Source organism: Salegentibacter sp. (assembly GCF_041642575.1).
GTDB lineage: Bacteria > Bacteroidota > Bacteroidia > Flavobacteriales > Flavobacteriaceae > Salegentibacter.
The window spans coordinates 1-15,472 of the sequence record NZ_JBEPWD010000053.1 but is presented as its reverse complement, the minus strand read 5'-3'; the positions used below and the strand labels follow the sequence as shown (position 1 = coordinate 15,472).

At 38.9% G+C, this 15,472-nt stretch carries 16 protein-coding genes; 8 read left to right on the top strand and 8 right to left on the bottom strand.

What is annotated here, in order from left to right:
- Both ACESK1_RS09030 and ACESK1_RS09025 read left to right on the top strand, forming a co-directional pair.
- On the top strand, positions 1 to 411 hold a 411-nt coding region (locus ACESK1_RS09030; protein ID WP_372919860.1), incomplete at its 5' end, for a chorismate synthase.
- A 23-nt stretch (positions 412 to 434) separates the two neighbouring features.
- Positions 435 to 1,763 carry a dicarboxylate/amino acid:cation symporter gene (locus ACESK1_RS09025; RefSeq protein ID WP_372919859.1) on the top strand — a complete coding sequence of 443 codons (1,329 nt, stop codon included), beginning with the start codon at positions 435 to 437 and terminating at the stop codon, positions 1,761 to 1,763.
- On the opposite strand, the gene ACESK1_RS09020 is transcribed toward ACESK1_RS09025, so the two are convergent.
- Together ACESK1_RS09020 and ACESK1_RS09015 are read right to left on the bottom strand one after the other, a co-directional pair.
- Positions 1,760 to 2,173 (bottom strand): thiol-disulfide oxidoreductase DCC family protein, encoded by a 414-nt coding sequence (locus ACESK1_RS09020; RefSeq protein ID WP_372919858.1) that lies wholly within the window; start codon positions 2,171 to 2,173, stop codon positions 1,760 to 1,762. The two genes, ACESK1_RS09025 and ACESK1_RS09020, sit on opposite strands and share 4 nt — an antisense overlap.
- Before the next feature lie 2 nt (positions 2,174 to 2,175).
- Entirely contained in the window at positions 2,176 to 4,362 is a 2,187-nt protein-coding gene (locus tag ACESK1_RS09015) for a DNA mismatch repair protein MutS (RefSeq protein WP_372919857.1), read from the bottom strand.
- A 47-nt stretch (positions 4,363 to 4,409) separates the two neighbouring features.
- Between ACESK1_RS09015 and ACESK1_RS09010 the strand changes: the two genes are divergently transcribed.
- Positions 4,410 to 5,075 carry a uracil-DNA glycosylase gene (locus ACESK1_RS09010; RefSeq protein ID WP_372919856.1) on the top strand — a complete coding sequence of 222 codons (666 nt, stop codon included), beginning with the start codon at positions 4,410 to 4,412 and terminating at the stop codon, positions 5,073 to 5,075.
- A 3-nt stretch (positions 5,076 to 5,078) separates the two neighbouring features.
- Here ACESK1_RS09010 and ACESK1_RS09005 read toward each other — a convergent pair whose 3' ends face one another.
- The 6 genes from ACESK1_RS09005 to ACESK1_RS08980 form a co-directional block, all read right to left on the bottom strand.
- Positions 5,079 to 5,933 carry a substrate-binding domain-containing protein gene (locus ACESK1_RS09005; RefSeq protein ID WP_372919855.1) on the bottom strand — a complete coding sequence of 285 codons (855 nt, stop codon included), beginning with the start codon at positions 5,931 to 5,933 and terminating at the stop codon, positions 5,079 to 5,081.
- Entirely contained in the window at positions 5,930 to 7,987 is a 2,058-nt protein-coding gene (gene ppk1 / locus ACESK1_RS09000; protein ID WP_372919854.1) for a polyphosphate kinase 1, read from the bottom strand. The genes ACESK1_RS09005 and ppk1 overlap by 4 nt, the downstream gene beginning before the upstream one ends.
- Positions 7,988 to 8,055: 68 nt before the next feature.
- Positions 8,056 to 8,925, bottom strand: a complete 870-nt coding sequence (locus ACESK1_RS08995; RefSeq protein WP_372919853.1) for a nucleoside phosphorylase — start codon at positions 8,923 to 8,925, stop codon at positions 8,056 to 8,058.
- 1 nt (position 8,926) lies between these two features.
- A complete protein-coding gene (locus ACESK1_RS08990) occupies positions 8,927 to 9,859 on the bottom strand; it encodes a DUF1835 domain-containing protein (RefSeq protein ID WP_372919852.1) in 933 nt (310 codons plus the stop codon).
- A 29-nt stretch (positions 9,860 to 9,888) separates the two neighbouring features.
- Positions 9,889 to 10,245: a translation initiation factor gene (locus ACESK1_RS08985; protein WP_372919851.1), complete on the bottom strand. Its 357-nt coding sequence runs from the start codon at positions 10,243 to 10,245 to the stop codon at positions 9,889 to 9,891.
- Between the two features lie 4 nt (positions 10,246 to 10,249).
- Positions 10,250 to 11,200 carry an isopenicillin N synthase family dioxygenase gene (locus ACESK1_RS08980; protein WP_372919861.1) on the bottom strand — a complete coding sequence of 317 codons (951 nt, stop codon included), beginning with the start codon at positions 11,198 to 11,200 and terminating at the stop codon, positions 10,250 to 10,252.
- A gap of 140 nt (positions 11,201 to 11,340) precedes the next feature.
- Here ACESK1_RS08980 and ACESK1_RS08975 point away from each other — a divergent pair, with 140 nt between their 5' ends.
- The 5 genes from ACESK1_RS08975 to ACESK1_RS08955 form a co-directional block, all read left to right on the top strand.
- Positions 11,341 to 13,347 carry a thiamine pyrophosphate-dependent enzyme gene (locus ACESK1_RS08975; protein ID WP_372919850.1) on the top strand — a complete coding sequence of 669 codons (2,007 nt, stop codon included), beginning with the start codon at positions 11,341 to 11,343 and terminating at the stop codon, positions 13,345 to 13,347.
- A gap of 130 nt (positions 13,348 to 13,477) precedes the next feature.
- A complete protein-coding gene (locus ACESK1_RS08970) occupies positions 13,478 to 13,639 on the top strand; it encodes a DUF1328 domain-containing protein (protein ID WP_372919849.1) in 162 nt (53 codons plus the stop codon).
- Between the two features lie 90 nt (positions 13,640 to 13,729).
- Positions 13,730 to 14,212: a lipocalin family protein gene (locus tag ACESK1_RS08965; protein WP_372919848.1), complete on the top strand. Its 483-nt coding sequence runs from the start codon at positions 13,730 to 13,732 to the stop codon at positions 14,210 to 14,212.
- A 16-nt stretch (positions 14,213 to 14,228) separates the two neighbouring features.
- On the top strand, positions 14,229 to 14,936 hold the full coding sequence (locus tag ACESK1_RS08960; protein WP_372919847.1) for an OmpA family protein: 708 nt from the start codon (positions 14,229 to 14,231) through the stop codon (positions 14,934 to 14,936).
- 78 nt (positions 14,937 to 15,014) lie between these two features.
- Positions 15,015 to 15,472 (top strand): NAD(P)/FAD-dependent oxidoreductase (locus tag ACESK1_RS08955; RefSeq protein WP_372919846.1); only part of this gene is annotated, 458 nt, incomplete at its 3' end.

The following is a 15,472-nucleotide window of genomic DNA, read 5'->3' as shown; positions in this document are numbered from 1 at the left end:
CTTGGGGAACCTGTGTTCGATAAACTTCATGCCGAATTGGGAAAAGCCATGTTATCTATTAATGCCGTGAAAGGATTTGAGTATGGCAGTGGCTTTGAAGGTACCAAAATGAAGGGGAGTGAACATAACGATATCTTTAATTCTGATGGTTCTACCAAGACCAATTTAAGCGGAGGTGTGCAAGGAGGGATCTCCAATGGAATGGATATTTACTTTAATGTTGCCTTTAAGCCCGTGGCAACGATTATGCAAAACCAGGAAACTATAAATGCTGATGGCGAAACTGTTGAAATGCAGGGGAAAGGCCGTCACGATCCTTGTGTTGTTCCCAGGGCTGTACCTATCGTAGAAGCTATGGCAGCCCTTGTTATTGCAGACTTCTGGCTTCAGAATAAAATATCTAAACTATAACCCAAATTTGAAATAGAAAAATTATGAAGAAACTTGCACTGCACTGGCAGATTTTATTAGGAATGGCAGCCGGGGTCGTTTTCGCGCTCATCCTTACCAATTTCAGCTGGGGATCAGAATTTGTAAGCGACTGGATCAAACCTTTCGGAACAATTTTCATCAATGCCCTTAAGCTCATTGCAGTGCCGCTTATTTTGGGTTCCCTTATCAAAGGAATTTCAGATCTCAAAGACATCTCCAAGCTCTCCAAAATGGGGACAAAGACTATTGGAATTTATATAGGCACCACCCTTATCGCTGTAGTTATTGGTCTTACCATGGTGAATTTAATCAAACCTGGAAATGCGATTACGGAGGAAACACAACGAGATCTTATTACGAGTTATGAAGCAGATGCTTCCGGTAAGATCGCCGATGCTGAAAAACAAAGAGAAGCGGGGCCACTGCAGGCTCTCGAAGACCTGGTTCCTGAAAACATTTTTGCAGCAGCCGGTGATAATGCCAATATGCTACAAGTAATTTTCTTCGCAATATTTTTCGGAATAGGACTAATTCTTATTCCTGAAAAAACTGCAAAACCGGTTAAAGATTTCTTTGACGGTTTTAACGAGGTTATTCTGAAGATGATCGACCTCATAATGCTTGCAGCACCCTATGGTGTTTTCGCCCTTCTTGCCGCCTTGGTAGTAGAGTCACCAAGCGCCGATCTTTTTGCGGCCCTTGCAATGTATGGAATTACTGTATTGATTGGTCTTACTTTAATGGTTGGCGTTTACATTCTTTTGGTTTGGATATTTACAAAAAATACACCTTCATTCTTTATGAATGGTATAGCTCCCGCACAATTGCTGGCCTTTTCAACCAGTTCCAGCGCAGCTACCTTGCCAGTTACTATGGAAAGAGTAGAAGAACATATGGGAGTGCACCAGGAGGTAACGAGCTTTGTTCTTCCTATTGGCGCAACTATCAACATGGATGGAACCAGCCTTTATCAGGCGATTGCAGCAGTTTTCATCGCCCAGGCTTTTGGAATGGACCTTAGTATAGGTGCGCAACTCGGAATTATTGCTACAGCCACGCTGGCCTCAATCGGATCGGCTGCTGTTCCTGGAGCGGGAATGGTAATGCTGGTTATTGTATTGGCCCAGGCAGGGATTCCTGAAGCAGGTCTTGCGCTTATTTTCGCAGTAGACAGGCCGTTGGATATGTGCAGAACTGTGGTGAACGTTACCGGAGATGCAGCAGTTTCTTTAATGGTGGCAAAATCTGTGGATAAAATGGGACCGCCAAACGTGAAGGAATGGGATGATAACTACCATCCTGAGAATATCCCTGCGGAAGAAAAAGCTTAATCAAGAAATTTAGCTTTTAATTCGGGGGTTGGGATCATACAACTTTCCTTTTTGCCATACCACTTATAGCGGTTATTGGCAACCAGGTTATAGATTCCATCCCTAAGGCTTTCCGGGATAAACCAGAAATATTGAAGCAAAGAAGCCCCACCAGATAAGTCTTTGGAAATTTCCAGGGCTGCGGTAGATTTCCTGTAATAGGCGACTCCGGGTTCAATTAAAACAATAGTATCCAGATCATCGGGGTCCATCCCTCTTTCTGAAACCAACTGCCTGCCAAGCTCACTTTGAAGAGAAGCGAACCTGAAAACATCTTTTTTATCGTGTTTTATAATATAGGTTACGGCGCCATTGCACAGGTTACAAACCCCATCAAAAAGCACGATCTTTTTATCCTTTGGTATTTCCATAATTATTTTTTCTTCATTGCCTGCACCAATTCCAGTTTCTCCAGGTCTACCTGGGTTGTGAACATCCCGTAATTAACAGTGGCTTTTCCTTTTTCAATTTTATCTAATGTCCCAACCGATTTACTGTCTTCTAATCTAACCCGGTCTCCTAATTTTGGGGTGATCTTAGGTTTTTCAGCGGCTTTTCGTTCAGCTTCTGTCATTTTGGATTTTTCCTCTTTCTTCTTCTGCCGAATTACTTCAACTTTTTTCTTGACTTCCTCCTGAACTTTTTTCTCTTTAGCCTTTTTGGCCTGCTGTTGCTTTTTGGTTTCTTTTGTACGCTTGGAATTTTCTATCTCCACAAATTTCAGAAATTCTGCTATAAGATCTTTTTTCTTTTTATTCTGAAAATACTTTTCGCTAATGTCGTTAATTTTCTGTCCAATATAGATTAAGCGTTGATTGCTATCATAAAGTTCCTGGTAACTCTCCAGTTTCTGCTGAATCCTGGTATTGGTTTCCTCTAACTTGTCTTTTTCTTTAGCTGCCTTTTGTTCCTTTGTTTTAAGGGAATCTGTTGTTTTCTGAAGTTTTGATCGTTCCTTTTGAAGCTTTGCTATACTCCTGTCAAACCTTATCTTTCCTTTCTCCACTTTCTTCCGGGAACGATTAATAAGGCTGTAAGGAATGCCGTTTTTCTGAGCAACCTCGAAAGTAAATGAACTTCCTGCTTCTCCCACCTGTAACTTATAAATAGGCTCAAGGCTCTGGGAATCGAATAACATATTCGCGTTACTCATATCCGGCAGTTCATTGGCCAGTTTTTTCAAATTAGCATAGTGCGTAGTTAGAATTCCGAAGGATTCCTTTTCATAAAAAACCTCGAGAAAAGTTTCTGCCAGGGCACCGCCTAGCTCCGGATCACTACCAGTACCAAATTCATCGATGAGGAACAGCGTTTTGTCATCGCATTTCCGAAGAAAATAATTCATGTTCTTAAGCCGGTAACTATAGGTGCTCAGGTGGTTTTCTATAGATTGATTATCCCCAATATCGGTTAAGATCTTATCAAACAAGCAAACCCGACTGTATTCATGTACCGGAATAAGAATCCCACTTTGAATCATAAGCTGAAGCAGTCCAACGGTTTTTAGGGTTATACTTTTTCCACCCGCATTTGGTCCCGAAATAACTATAATTCGATTATCTCTGGCAAGTTCAATGCTTTGGGGATAGGTTTTATCTCCCTTCTTTTTATTGCTCAAATAGAGAAGTGGGTGATAGGCATCTTTTAACTGAAGTTCTCTTTCCTTGGATATTTTAGGTAATACCCCGTTTATATTTTCGGCATATTTCGATTTTGCAGCAATGAGGTCTATCTCGCTTAGAAGCTCCTGATATTCCTGTAGCAATGTTTTGTACGGCCTTATGAATTCGGTTAATTCCTTAAGAATTCGCTTTATCTCTTCTTTTTCTTCGTACTCCAGGTTATTGAGTTCGCGGGTGAACTGGTAGGTTGCTTCGGGTTGAATATAAACTATACTACCGGTCTTGGAGTTTCCCAGAATTCCACCTTTCACTTTGCGGCGATGCATGGCACTTACAGCCAGCACCCGTACATTTTCCACTACGCTTTCCCGAATTTCATCAAGATAGCCGTAGGAGTGATAAGTGGAAAGCGCTTTGGCAAAGCTCGAATTGATTTGACCTTTTACTGAATTAATAGATCTTCTAACCGATTGCAAAAGGGGAGAGGCATCATCTTTCACCTCGCCAAACTTATCGATCACCTTGCCAATTTTATCGATAATTTCAGTGGTATATTCAACTTCTGAAGTGGTTTGGTAAAGACTGGGATAATATTCCTGAAACTTTTTGAAAAACTTAAGCTGAGTATTCACAGTTTCAGAAAGGCAGGCGATTTTTCTGAAGCTTCCAACTTCCAGGATAGCCTCTTCGATCTCCAGCATTCTTAGTTCTTTATTCACAGCATCGAAACCATGATTCGGAATACGACTTTCCCGCGTTTTGGAACTTAAATATTCGTTGGTTTGGTTAAGGCCAAAAATAGTTTTGGAGTAAGAAGGAAAAGGCTGAATTTTCAGGGCTTTTTCCTTTCCCAATCCTGTGATACACAGTTCCGAAATCTGGTTGCAAACCACCGGAAATTCAAGGTCAATAAGGCTTTTAGGTGCAATTTTAATCATAGAATAATTTCCCTACTTTTGAGGTGCTGCAAATTTACTTAATTAAAATGAAGCCAGACTTACCACCCGACTGGAAAAAGGAATTACAAGAAGAAATTCAGAAAGAATATTTTCAAAATTTACTCCAATTCGTCACCCAGGAATATCAAGAAAACACTTGTTTCCCTCCGCAGGATTTAATCTTTAATGCGTTCCGGCATTCTACCTTCGAAGATACAAAAGTGGTTATTTTGGGACAGGATCCTTATCCAAATCCCGGGCAAGCGCACGGTCTCTGTTTTTCGGTTAATGATGGAGTGAATTTTCCACCCTCACTTAAAAATATTTTCAGGGAAATTGAGGACGATGTGAATAAACCTGTTCCTTTCTCCGGAAACCTGGAACGCTGGGCAGATCAGGGCGTTTTACTGTTAAATGCAACCCTAAGCGTGCGAGCTAAAATAACAGGATCTCATCAGAAAAAAGGTTGGGAAAAGTTTACAGATAGTGTTATCAGCGTTATTTCAGAAAAAAAAGAAAATGTTGTTTTTTTGCTGTGGGGTGGTTACGCTCAAAAGAAAGTTAAACTAATAGACCAGTCTAAACATCTGGTCTTAACCAGTGGACATCCTTCCCCATTAAGCGCTAACCGTGGTTACTGGTTTGGAAATAAACACTTCAGCAAAACCAATGAATATCTCAGGGAAAACGGAAAAAAACCTATTGATTGGTAGCAGCTATAAATCTGAAACCAGTTGAGGGTATTTTAATTTCTTCGGGATAAGTTCAAGTTCCAGGAGTTTATTCTGAGCTGATTCTACATCGGCCTCGCTTATTTGTTCCTGGCTCCAGGTAGTAACATCCAGCCACTTTTTGATATCCTCCGGTTTTTGGTTGTATCTATCGGAAAGAATATTTACAAGATCAGGTTTGGTCTTAAAGTAAAAAGTTTCTTCGTTTAAAACTTCAAGCATAGTTTTAAGTCTTTCCGGATTGTACTTTAAAGCATGTTCACTGGCGGCGATCACAAAACATGGCCAGGGCGTAGGGCAATCGGCTACCAGACGAAAGGTACGATTATCAACCAAGGGTTTTGTGGTAAAATGTTCCCACATGAAATACTGGGCTTTGTTTTCTTTCAGTGCCTTAACGGCTCCATCAATATCATTCACTACCTCAAAATGAAGGTCTTTTTTAATATCCCATTTATGCCTTTCAGCATTTACAAATGCCATTAAATGAGAACCACTTCCATAACGGCTTATTGCGGCTTTGGTTCCCTTAAGTTCTCCAATAGAATTATATTCAGATCCCGCAGCAACGTGAATACCCCAAATAAGGGGAGAACCAATATAAGTTTGTAAAATCCTGCTTTGATTGCCTGCTATAATATCTTTAATGATCCCTTCCGTAAGAATAACGGCCACATCAATTTCTCCGGAACGTAATGCATTATTCATAGCACCTGTACCTCCGGGAAAATCCTTCCAGATCACATTTATTCCTTTATCGCGAAATTTTTCTTCCTCTATGCATACATGCCAGGGAAAATTAAAATGTTCGGGAACGCCGCCAACTTTTATGGTTTTCATATTTTGTGCTTTTTCTTGAGGTAATTATAGATTTCGTATTGTGATCTTATTTCTTTTTCACCCTTTTTAGCTTTTATATATGTATTGCTTTCTTCTTCATCCTGAATTCGTGCCTTTACATTATCATTAAGTTGAATTTCAAGGATCTCTTTAAACTCCCGAGCTATATCTTTGTCAAAAATTGGCGCAAGAACCTCAATGCGCCTATCCAGATTACGGGTCATCCAGTCGGCACTTCCGAAGAAGATCAATTCATCACCGGAATTTTCAAAAACATAGATCCGTCCATGTTCCAGGAAGCGATCTACAATACTTGTTATGTAAATATTCTCACTAAGACCTTTAACTCCGGGAATAAGACAGGTGAAACCTCTCACCAAAAGCCGGATTTCCACTCCAGCCTGACTGGCTTTATAAAGCAATTCGATTAATTCCGGATCTTCAAGGCTATTCATTTTTGCGGTAATTTTAGCCTTTTTTCCTTCCCTGGAATTCTCTATTTCATTATAAATGAGTTTACTAAAATGTTGCCTCGTGGAAAAGGGGGAGATAAGTAAATTCTTTTCCCGGGGAATTATCAAATCGCCTTCAAGAACTTTAAAAAGTCTTGATAGTTCTTTTGTGATGTTCTTATTTGCGGTAAAAATGGCATGGTCACAGTAGATCTTTGAAGTCTCACTATTAAAATTCCCGGTACCGATATAGGCGTAATTGGTTGTACCTCCATTTTCAAGACGGGAAACCAACATGACCTTTGAATGAACCTTTATTCTGGGATAACTATAAATTACATTAGCACCTTTTTCTTCAAATTTTCTACCCCATATGATATTGTTTTCTTCATCAAAACGGGCTTTTGCTTCAACGAAAACGGTAACCTTTTTCCCGTTTTCCAGAGCCTGTAGTAAACAAGTTGTTAGCTTTGATTCGTCGGCAACCCGGTAGAGGGAGATCTTGATATCGGTAACATTCTTATCAGAAACTGCCTGCTCCAGGAAATTTTCCACATATTTAAAAGACATATAAGGAAAATGAACAGATTGATCTTTTTCTGTTATGGTTTTAAAATAATCTTTGCTAATCTCCAGTACCTTATGTTTTATTGGGGACAACTTTTCATAATGGAGGTCCGGATTATTAGTAGGATCGGGAAATGAAAAGAAATCTTTAAAATTGTGATATCGGCCGCCGGGCATCATATCTATTTTTCCCAGGCCGAGCAATTTCCTTACTTTTTTCTGAACTTCATAAGGCATTTCGGAGTCGTACAATAGGCGGGTTGGTTGCCCGTCGGTTCGCTGGGCAAGGGATTCGTAGATCTTTTCGGCCAATTCTCCTGTGTATTTATCTTCAATATAAAGTTCGGCATCACGGGAGAGTTTTACCTCATAAATACCCGTAATTTCCTTCCCTGGAAATACATAAGCCAGTTCACTTCTAAGTACTTCATCTAAATACGTGAGATAAACAGCTTCCCCTACATTTTCAAGATTAATGAACCTTCCGCAAATTTCTACCGGTAGATTTACAACTCCAAGTTCATTTTTATCTATAAACGTCACTATAAAATACAGGACTGAATTCTCTAGAAAAAGTTCATTCTCTTTTTTTAGATCAATAAGTCTTGGAGTGAGATGTGTTTCAATATTTTGCTTAAAATATTCAGAAATGAATTTCTTCTGAGGCTCATTAAAGTGATGAAAATCAATTATATTGATGCCGTGTTCTGCAAGTTCCGGAATGATTTGTTTATAATAGATATTTCCAAATTTATCCTGCTGTTTTTTAACTTCTTCAATGATCTGTTTGGTGATCTTGCTGGGTTTGAGGTCGAGTTTTTTACGTATACTTTTTTCTACTCTTTTTATTTGTCTTAATTGAGATACTCTAACCCGAAAATATTCATCCAGATTTGAAGAAAATATTGCTAAAAAACGAATACGTTCATAAAGCGGATTAATCTTATCTTCGGCTTCCTGTAATACTCTCTCATTAAAACTCAGCCAGTTAAGGTCCCGGTGAATTAATGGGAGGTCTTCAGAAGTATCTAGCATAGGTTAATTATTTATCTAAAATTACAAATAAGGCTCTGGTGCTGTTTCTAATGTTCTGTTAAATAAGCTTATTCAACAAGCTTATCCAGGGTGTAAACTATCAGCTCATCTACCACTTTTTTTGGATCTTTTGAGAACGTTCCATTAGCCCGGTTGGCAATAATGGCATTCATGGAAAGTGACCGATGTCCCAGTAATTTGGCCAGGCCGTACATAGTAGACGTTTCCATTTCCATGTTGGTAATTTTGGAGTCTTTATAAGAGAATGACGCAATCTTATCATTCATAGAATCATCCTGAAGCGCAAGTCTAAGAACTCTTCCCTGCGGACCGTAAAACCCGATGTTTGTAGCCGTCGTACCCTTAAAAACTCCAGGCGAAGAGAGTTTTGCTACTAATTCCTGATCTCCGGGCACCACATAAGGACTGGCCTTCTTTTCAAACCAGTTAAGGTGCTCCATAAATGCCCTGGCATAATCATGGTCCTGGATGTTTTCACTTTTATAAAAGTGCAGGACTCCATCAAAACCAATTGAATTTTCACTTATAAGAAAAGAATCCACAGGTATTTCAGACTGAATTGACCCAGAAGTGCCTATTCTAATTAAATTGAGTTTGGTTAATCTTTCCTTTGGGCTACGTGTTTTAAAATCGATATTGGCAAGGGCATCGAGTTCATTAAAGACAATATCAATATTATCCGGTCCAATTCCCGTTGAAACGATACTTAAACGTTTCCCTTTATAATAACCCGTCTGAGTGTGAAACTCTCTTTTTTCAATTTTATGCTCTATCTTTTCGAAGTGTCGTGAAACTCTTTCAACACGGTTTGGATCTCCAACAGTAATAATTGTTTCGGCTATTTGTTCCGGAAGCAGGTTTAGGTGATAAATACTACCGTTTTTATTTAATATTAATTCTGAGGCTTTTATTTTCATTCTATAATTTTAATAAACGGTGGGAATCAGAATCGTATAAATAATCATACATCCTGGCTCCACCAAAATAATCTTCATTTTTTAGTTCGCTGTAGAAATTCTTTTTCTTGTCAAGGGCTAATTCACCCTTTTCTGTAAGCACGATCTTTTCATCTTTAAGCTGAAAAAAATCTCTCAGCTTATTTATTAAACGCTGCATCTGAAGATCGCCGTAACCATAATACCCCTGATATTGAAGCGCATAACCAAGCAATTGATTCTCTGAAGTGATATTGTTTTTGGTAATCAGTTCTAATACGTTTTGCTCCAGGCTATTCAATCCTGAGCTTGAGTTAGGGAAACGTTCAATATGTGCTCTGATGCAACTGGACAGATACTCAAAATTAGAGTTGGTCTTTATTTGTTGTTTAAGCTTCATAGGATCATTCCCACAATACAGCTCCCATATTAGTTGTGCAATTTCGATATCCTCCGAATTTAGAGGGATCCTTTTTTCGTAATGTTTAAGCAGTTGTTTTTGTGTGAGATTGGAAAGCGGTTTTAGCTCATCCTCTCCCTTTAGTTTTTTACTGCATACCAGAAAAAAAGGCTTATTTTCTTTATGATCAAGGTAATAACTAATGGCAGCAAGCATATTAATATGACAAAAAAGATCAAATTCAAACCAAAGGACTATGTAATCATAATTCTTAGCTGCCCTGAGAAGTTTTAATTGCGAAAGAAATTTCTCTTCATAATCTTCCGAAGAAATAGCATAGGTTTGTTTCAGAAATTTTTTTCGTTGCTTAATAAATTCCCGGCTGCCAACTTCCTGCACGGTTGGTCCCTCACATAACATTTCACGCCAGACAATTACCTGTCCAGGTAAATTAAGACTCAACATTTTTTCAGTAAGTCCGTCACCATTGGTGATATGCAAAGCGGTACCTTCCATAGCTGCTAATTAAAAAAAGGGTAGTGGACTTAACCACCAACCCTTTTGACCTTATATCCGTCCTTTTGAAGCAATTTCATAATCTTCTCACGGTCATCTCCCTGGATGATGATCTCTCCATCCTTAACCGAGCCGCCCACACCACAGCTTTTTTTTAGTTTTTTTCCAAGTTTTATTAAATCTTCCTCGGGACCTTCAAAACCTTTTATAATAGTCACGGTTTTTCCGCCACGACCTTTATTGCTGAAATGGGCTTCGAGACGTTGTTCTCCAGGCTTTAAAATTTCAGTATTTTCCTCCTGTTGATATTCGTCTTCAGTAAAATTATCGTTGGTTGAAAAAACGAAACCTCCCAGATCTTCGAGTCCCATCTTTTTCTTTGCCATAACTTTATTTTTTAGCGAGACCTATTTCCACAAGTCGTTGGTGCAAAAACTCTCCAGCGGTGATGTCTTCATATTGTTTTGGGTGATCTTCGTCTATACATTCTTCAAGACAATTTAGCGGCATTTCACTTCGCGGATGCATGAAAAACGGTATGGAGTATCGCGGTTTGTCCCATTCCTCCTTGGGAGGATTAACCACCCTGTGAATGGTAGAACGGAGTTTATTGTTGGTAAGACGCTCCAACATATCTCCTACATTAATAACCAATTCATCTTCCTGTGGAATAGCATCTATCCATTCCCCGTCTTTTCTTAATACTTGAAGTCCTCCGGTTGAGGCGCCCATCAAGAGCGTTATAAGATTAATATCGCCATGAGCTCCTGCTCTTACAGCTCCTTTAGGTTCTTCGTTAATAGGAGGGTAGTGTATTGGTCTTAAAATACTGTTTCCATTACTGGCCCAATGATCAAAATAATGTTCATCAAGACCTATATAAAGTGCCAGAGCACGCAGCACATAAATTCCTGTTTTCTCAAGCATGCGGTAGGCTTCCATACCTACATGATTAAAATCCTTTAATTCTTCAACCTGTACATTTTCAGGATATTCTTCTATTAAATTGGAATCTTCAGCAGGCTCCTGACCAAAATGCCAGAATTCTTTAAGGTCTCCTTCTTTTTTTCCTTTAGCATGTTCCTTTCCGAAGGAAATATAACCTCTTTGTCCCGCAAGACCTTCGATTTCGTATTTCTTTTTTATTTCAAGGGGAAGGTTAAAAAATGCCTTAACTTCCTTATAAAGTTCCTCTACCAACTCGTCGCTTAAAAAATGATTTTTTAGAGCAACAAAACCAATTTCTTCATAGGCTTTGCCTATTTCATCAACAAATTTTTGTTTCCGCTTAGGATCGTCCGAAAGGAAATCAGCCAGGTTTACGCTGGGTATATTATTCATTGCCATTGTTGGGTATTTTTAAAATAAGGTTAACATGCGAATTTAAATAAAATTAAAGGAAAAGCCGAGCGTTTATATTTTTCTTAGCATTATAAATGCGCAGGAATTTTATTTACATTTGAAGTAGAAATCCTCAGATCATGACCACAGAAACCTCTACAGTTTCCAAAATAGCCTATAACAATGAAGGGCTCTCCAATTCAGAATTATTCGAATTATATCGCCTGATGCTCAAGCCCAGGCTTATAGAAGAAAAAATGCTCATTTTATTGCGCCAGGGAAAGATCTCTAAATGGTTTAGTGGGATAGGGCAGGAAGCTATTTCCGTTGGAGTGACCAAAGCTTTGCATAAAGATGAATATATACTTCCCATGCACAGGAACCTTGGCGTTTTTACCGGAAGAGATATCCCTTTGTATAGACTTTTTTCTCAATGGCAGGGGAAAATGAACGGTTTCACAAAAGGTCGTGACCGAAGTTTTCATTTTGGAACTCAGGAATTCAAAATAGTTGGAATGATTTCCCATTTAGGGCCGCAACTAGGGGTTGCAGATGGGATTGCACTTGCCTACAAATTAAGAAATGAGAAAAAACTTACTGCAGTCTTCACAGGGGAAGGAGGAACCAGTGAAGGAGATTTTCATGAAGCTCTAAATATCGCTTCGGTTTGGGACTTGCCTGTGCTGTTTTGTGTGGAAAATAACGGCTACGGCCTTTCTACCCCTACCAATGAGCAATATAGATGTAAAGATATTGCAGATCGTGCTTTAGGTTATGGAATGGAGTCTCATATTATAGACGGAAATAATATCACGGAAGTTTATAAGCGCGTTACTGCAATTGCAAAAAGTGTACGTGAAAATCCCAGACCGGTTTTACTTGAATTTAAAACCTTTAGAATGCGTGGGCATGAGGAGGCCAGTGGAACTAAATATGTGCCGGAAGAGCTAATGCAGCAATGGTCAGAAAAAGATCCTTTAGTAAATTATAAAAATTATCTTACGGGAGAGGGAATTCTAAATGAAGAGGCCGATAATGCTTTAAGAACAGAGATTAAAGCCGAAATCAATGACAACCTGAAGCTGGCTTATTCAGAAGACATGGTTACCGCTGATGAAACAAGGGAATTAAATGACGTCTATAAAGATTTTGATTATGAAGAAGTTGCACCAAAATCAGAAACAAAAGAAATAAGGTTCATCGATGCAATTGCAGAGAGCGTAAGACAATCTATGGAAAAACATAATGACCTTGTTTTAATGGGTCAGGATATCGCCGATTATGGAGGAGTTTTTAAGATCACCGATGGCCTGTTTTCTGAATTCGGTAGCGAAAGAGTAAGAAATACACCAATATGTGAATCGGCTGTGGTTGGTGCTGGAATGGGGTTATCTATAAACGGGATGAAGGCGATGGTTGAAATGCAATTTGGCGACTTTGTAAGCTCCGGCTTTAATCCTATTGTAAACTATTTGGCGAAGACCAATTACCGTTGGAACCAAAATGCCGATGTAGTTATAAGAATGCCTTGTGGAGCAGGAGTAGGGGCGGGCCCCTTCCATAGCCAGACCAATGAAGCCTGGTTTCTCAAAACACCGGGCTTGAAAGTAATCTATCCGGCTTTTCCTTATGATGCCAAAGGCCTTTTAAATACTGCGTTTAATGACCCTAACCCGGTTCTTTTCTTCGAGCATAAGGCATTATATAGGAGTATCCGTCAGGAAGTACCTACGGATTACTATACTTTGCCTTTCGGAAAAGCTTCTCTACTTCGGGAAGGGGAAAAGATCAGTATTATCACCTATGGGGCAGGAGTTCACTGGGCAATGGAAATTTTGGATGAATTAAATTATTCCGAAGCTGATCTTCTTGATCTCAGAAGTCTGCAACCACTGGATAAGGATGCTATTATTGAATCGGTTAAAAAAACAGGTAAAGCCATGGTACTTACCGAGGACACTTTATTTGGTAGCGTGGCCTCAGAGATAGCATCTTTAATTCAGGAAGAATGTTTTGAATACCTGGACGCCCCGGTGTTCAGAGTTGGGAGCCTGGAAACCCCAGTTCCCTTCGCTTCTCAACTTGAATCACAGTTCCTTCCAAAGGAAAGATTTAGAAACAAGCTTATAGAATTAATTGAATATTAGCATTAATTAAACAGTTTCTCCTCATTATTAAGAAACCTTAACGGACCTATTGTTAAATAAGTAATAATCTTTTGTTGACCTTGGGTTGCTACTGTAATTTAGTTCACAACTAATCAATAAATCTAATATTATGGTACGTTTAATCATTATTTTTTTAATCATTGCTTTAGTGGCCGCTATTTTTGGCTTTGGAGGCATTGCAGAAGGTTTCGCTGATATTGCCAAGATCATTTTTTACATATTTATCGTACTTCTGGTTATATCATTAATCAGTCGTTTATTCCGAAGATAATTTAACCTACTATAATCTTGAATCCAATGTGTTTTTTTGGTCTAGTCCAGAGCTTACATTGGGTTTTATATTTAATATAATACCAAAACCATGAAAAAACTATTAGTCCTAGTATCTATCACCTTATTGCTGGTTACCGCATGTGGGCCAAGTAAAACCGCAAGAGAAGCCAGAAAAACCTTTAATGGAGACTGGACATTAACCAGCGTAACTTATCCTAATAGTTCGGGTGAGTTTAATGTAACTTTATTGAACGATGCCTCTGCCGAATGCTTTGAAGGAAGTACCTGGGATTTCGTATCTAACAATAACCACGGAACTTATAGAGTTCAGGGAATTAACTGTGATGGCGGAGAACGCAATTTTATGTGGTCTATAGACGAAGAAAATACCCCGGAAGGTATATATGACTTCCTACTTAAACCAACCGATGAGAATTACAAATCTACAACGGGAGATCAAGGTTTCAGGTTGAATCTAAGATCTTTAAGTGATACGCAAATGGTTTGGGAACAAACAGTTAGTCTGGATGGATCTCCGTTTGTGATTCGAATGAACTTTTCTAAAAATTAATTTAAATAATACAGATATGAAGATGCAATTTAATAGAATATTTGCTTTACTCTTTGCCGCAACAATGTTGTTTGGCTGTGAAGCAACAAAGAATGCTAGCAATAAACAAAAAGGTGCTGTAATCGGGTCAACCGGTGGTGCCGTAATTGGCGGTGTAGTAGGGAATAACACCGGAGATGGAAACACTGCACTTGGAGCCATAATTGGTGGAGTAGTAGGTGGAACTGCCGGTGCCATTATTGGAGACCGAATGGATAAACAGGCTCAAAGGATTGAAGAAGAAGTTCCTGGTGCTGAAGTTGAACGAGTAGGAGAAGGTATTAATGTGACTTTTGATGAATCCAGTGGGGTTTATTTTGATACAGAAAAATATAATATCAACTCAAGATCCAAGGAAACTCTGAATAAGTTAGCCGATATCTTTAAAGAATACCCAGATTCCAACATTCTTGTGGAAGGGCATACTGATAATACCGGAAGTGAAAGTTATAATCTTACCCTTTCAAAAAACAGAGCCCAGGCCGTTACAAATTATTTATTGGGAGAAGGTCTTGCCAGAGAAAGATTTGATACCAAATGGTATGGGGAACTACAGCCTAAATATGATAACAGTACTGCAGATGGTCGGGCTAAAAACCGTAGGGTAGAGCTGGCCATTGTAGCTAATGAAGAATTAAAAGAAGAAGCCAAAAGAAAGGCTGCCGCTGAAGAAGATCAGAATTAGGCCTTATCATACTATAATTTTATCTTAAATCCCGGCTACTGGCCGGGATTTTATTTTTGTTTTAAGTATATTCAAATCATGGAGCATCCCGAAGTAATAGTGATTGGAGGCGGACTTGCAGGGCTTACCGCTGCTATTCACCTTTCCAGAAAAGGAGTTCCAGTGAAGGTATTTGAAAAAGAGGTATATCCAAAACACAAGGTTTGCGGTGAATATATTTCAAGAGAAATTCTCCCTTATTTAGAATCCCTGGAAATTGACCTTTTGGAGCTGAATCCTCCCCAAATCAATGAACTTTTTTATAGCACCAGAAAAGGAAACAGCATTAAAGCAAACCTACCTTTGGGTGGTTTGGGTGTAAGCAGGTATAATATGGATAATTTCCTTTGGAAGAAGGCGAAAAAAAGTGGTGCTGAAGTCTTATTTGAAGAAGTAATTGAGGTGAAGATTGAAAATGATAAGGAATTCGAAATTGAAACAGCCTCCGGAAAAAATTATAAGGCACCTATAGTTTTAGGAGCTTTCGGAAAAAGATC

Bases quoted from the DNA above. Each gene is read 5' to 3' on its own strand.
- ACESK1_RS08995 (WP_372919853.1), bottom strand. From the start codon at position 8,925: ATGAAAATAAAAGCCTCAGAATTAATATTAAATAAAAACGGTAGTATT.
- ppk1 (WP_372919854.1), bottom strand. From the start codon at position 7,987: ATGCTAGATACTTCTGAAGACCTCCCATTAATTCACCGGGACCTTAAC.
- ACESK1_RS08990 (WP_372919852.1), bottom strand. From the start codon at position 9,859: ATGGAAGGTACCGCTTTGCATATCACCAATGGTGACGGACTTACTGAA.
- ACESK1_RS09010 (WP_372919856.1), top strand. From the start codon at position 4,410: ATGAAGCCAGACTTACCACCCGACTGGAAAAAGGAATTACAAGAAGAA.
- ACESK1_RS09025 (WP_372919859.1), top strand. From the start codon at position 435: ATGAAGAAACTTGCACTGCACTGGCAGATTTTATTAGGAATGGCAGCC.
- ACESK1_RS09015 (WP_372919857.1), bottom strand. From the start codon at position 4,362: ATGATTAAAATTGCACCTAAAAGCCTTATTGACCTTGAATTTCCGGTG.
- ACESK1_RS09020 (WP_372919858.1), bottom strand. From the start codon at position 2,173: ATGGAAATACCAAAGGATAAAAAGATCGTGCTTTTTGATGGGGTTTGT.
- ACESK1_RS09005 (WP_372919855.1), bottom strand. From the start codon at position 5,933: ATGAAAACCATAAAAGTTGGCGGCGTTCCCGAACATTTTAATTTTCCC.
- ACESK1_RS08970 (WP_372919849.1), top strand. From the start codon at position 13,478: ATGGTACGTTTAATCATTATTTTTTTAATCATTGCTTTAGTGGCCGCT.
- ACESK1_RS08965 (WP_372919848.1), top strand. From the start codon at position 13,730: ATGAAAAAACTATTAGTCCTAGTATCTATCACCTTATTGCTGGTTACC.
- ACESK1_RS08985 (WP_372919851.1), bottom strand. From the start codon at position 10,245: ATGGCAAAGAAAAAGATGGGACTCGAAGATCTGGGAGGTTTCGTTTTT.
- ACESK1_RS08980 (WP_372919861.1), bottom strand. From the start codon at position 11,200: ATGAATAATATACCCAGCGTAAACCTGGCTGATTTCCTTTCGGACGAT.
- ACESK1_RS08975 (WP_372919850.1), top strand. From the start codon at position 11,341: ATGACCACAGAAACCTCTACAGTTTCCAAAATAGCCTATAACAATGAA.
- ACESK1_RS08960 (WP_372919847.1), top strand. From the start codon at position 14,229: ATGAAGATGCAATTTAATAGAATATTTGCTTTACTCTTTGCCGCAACA.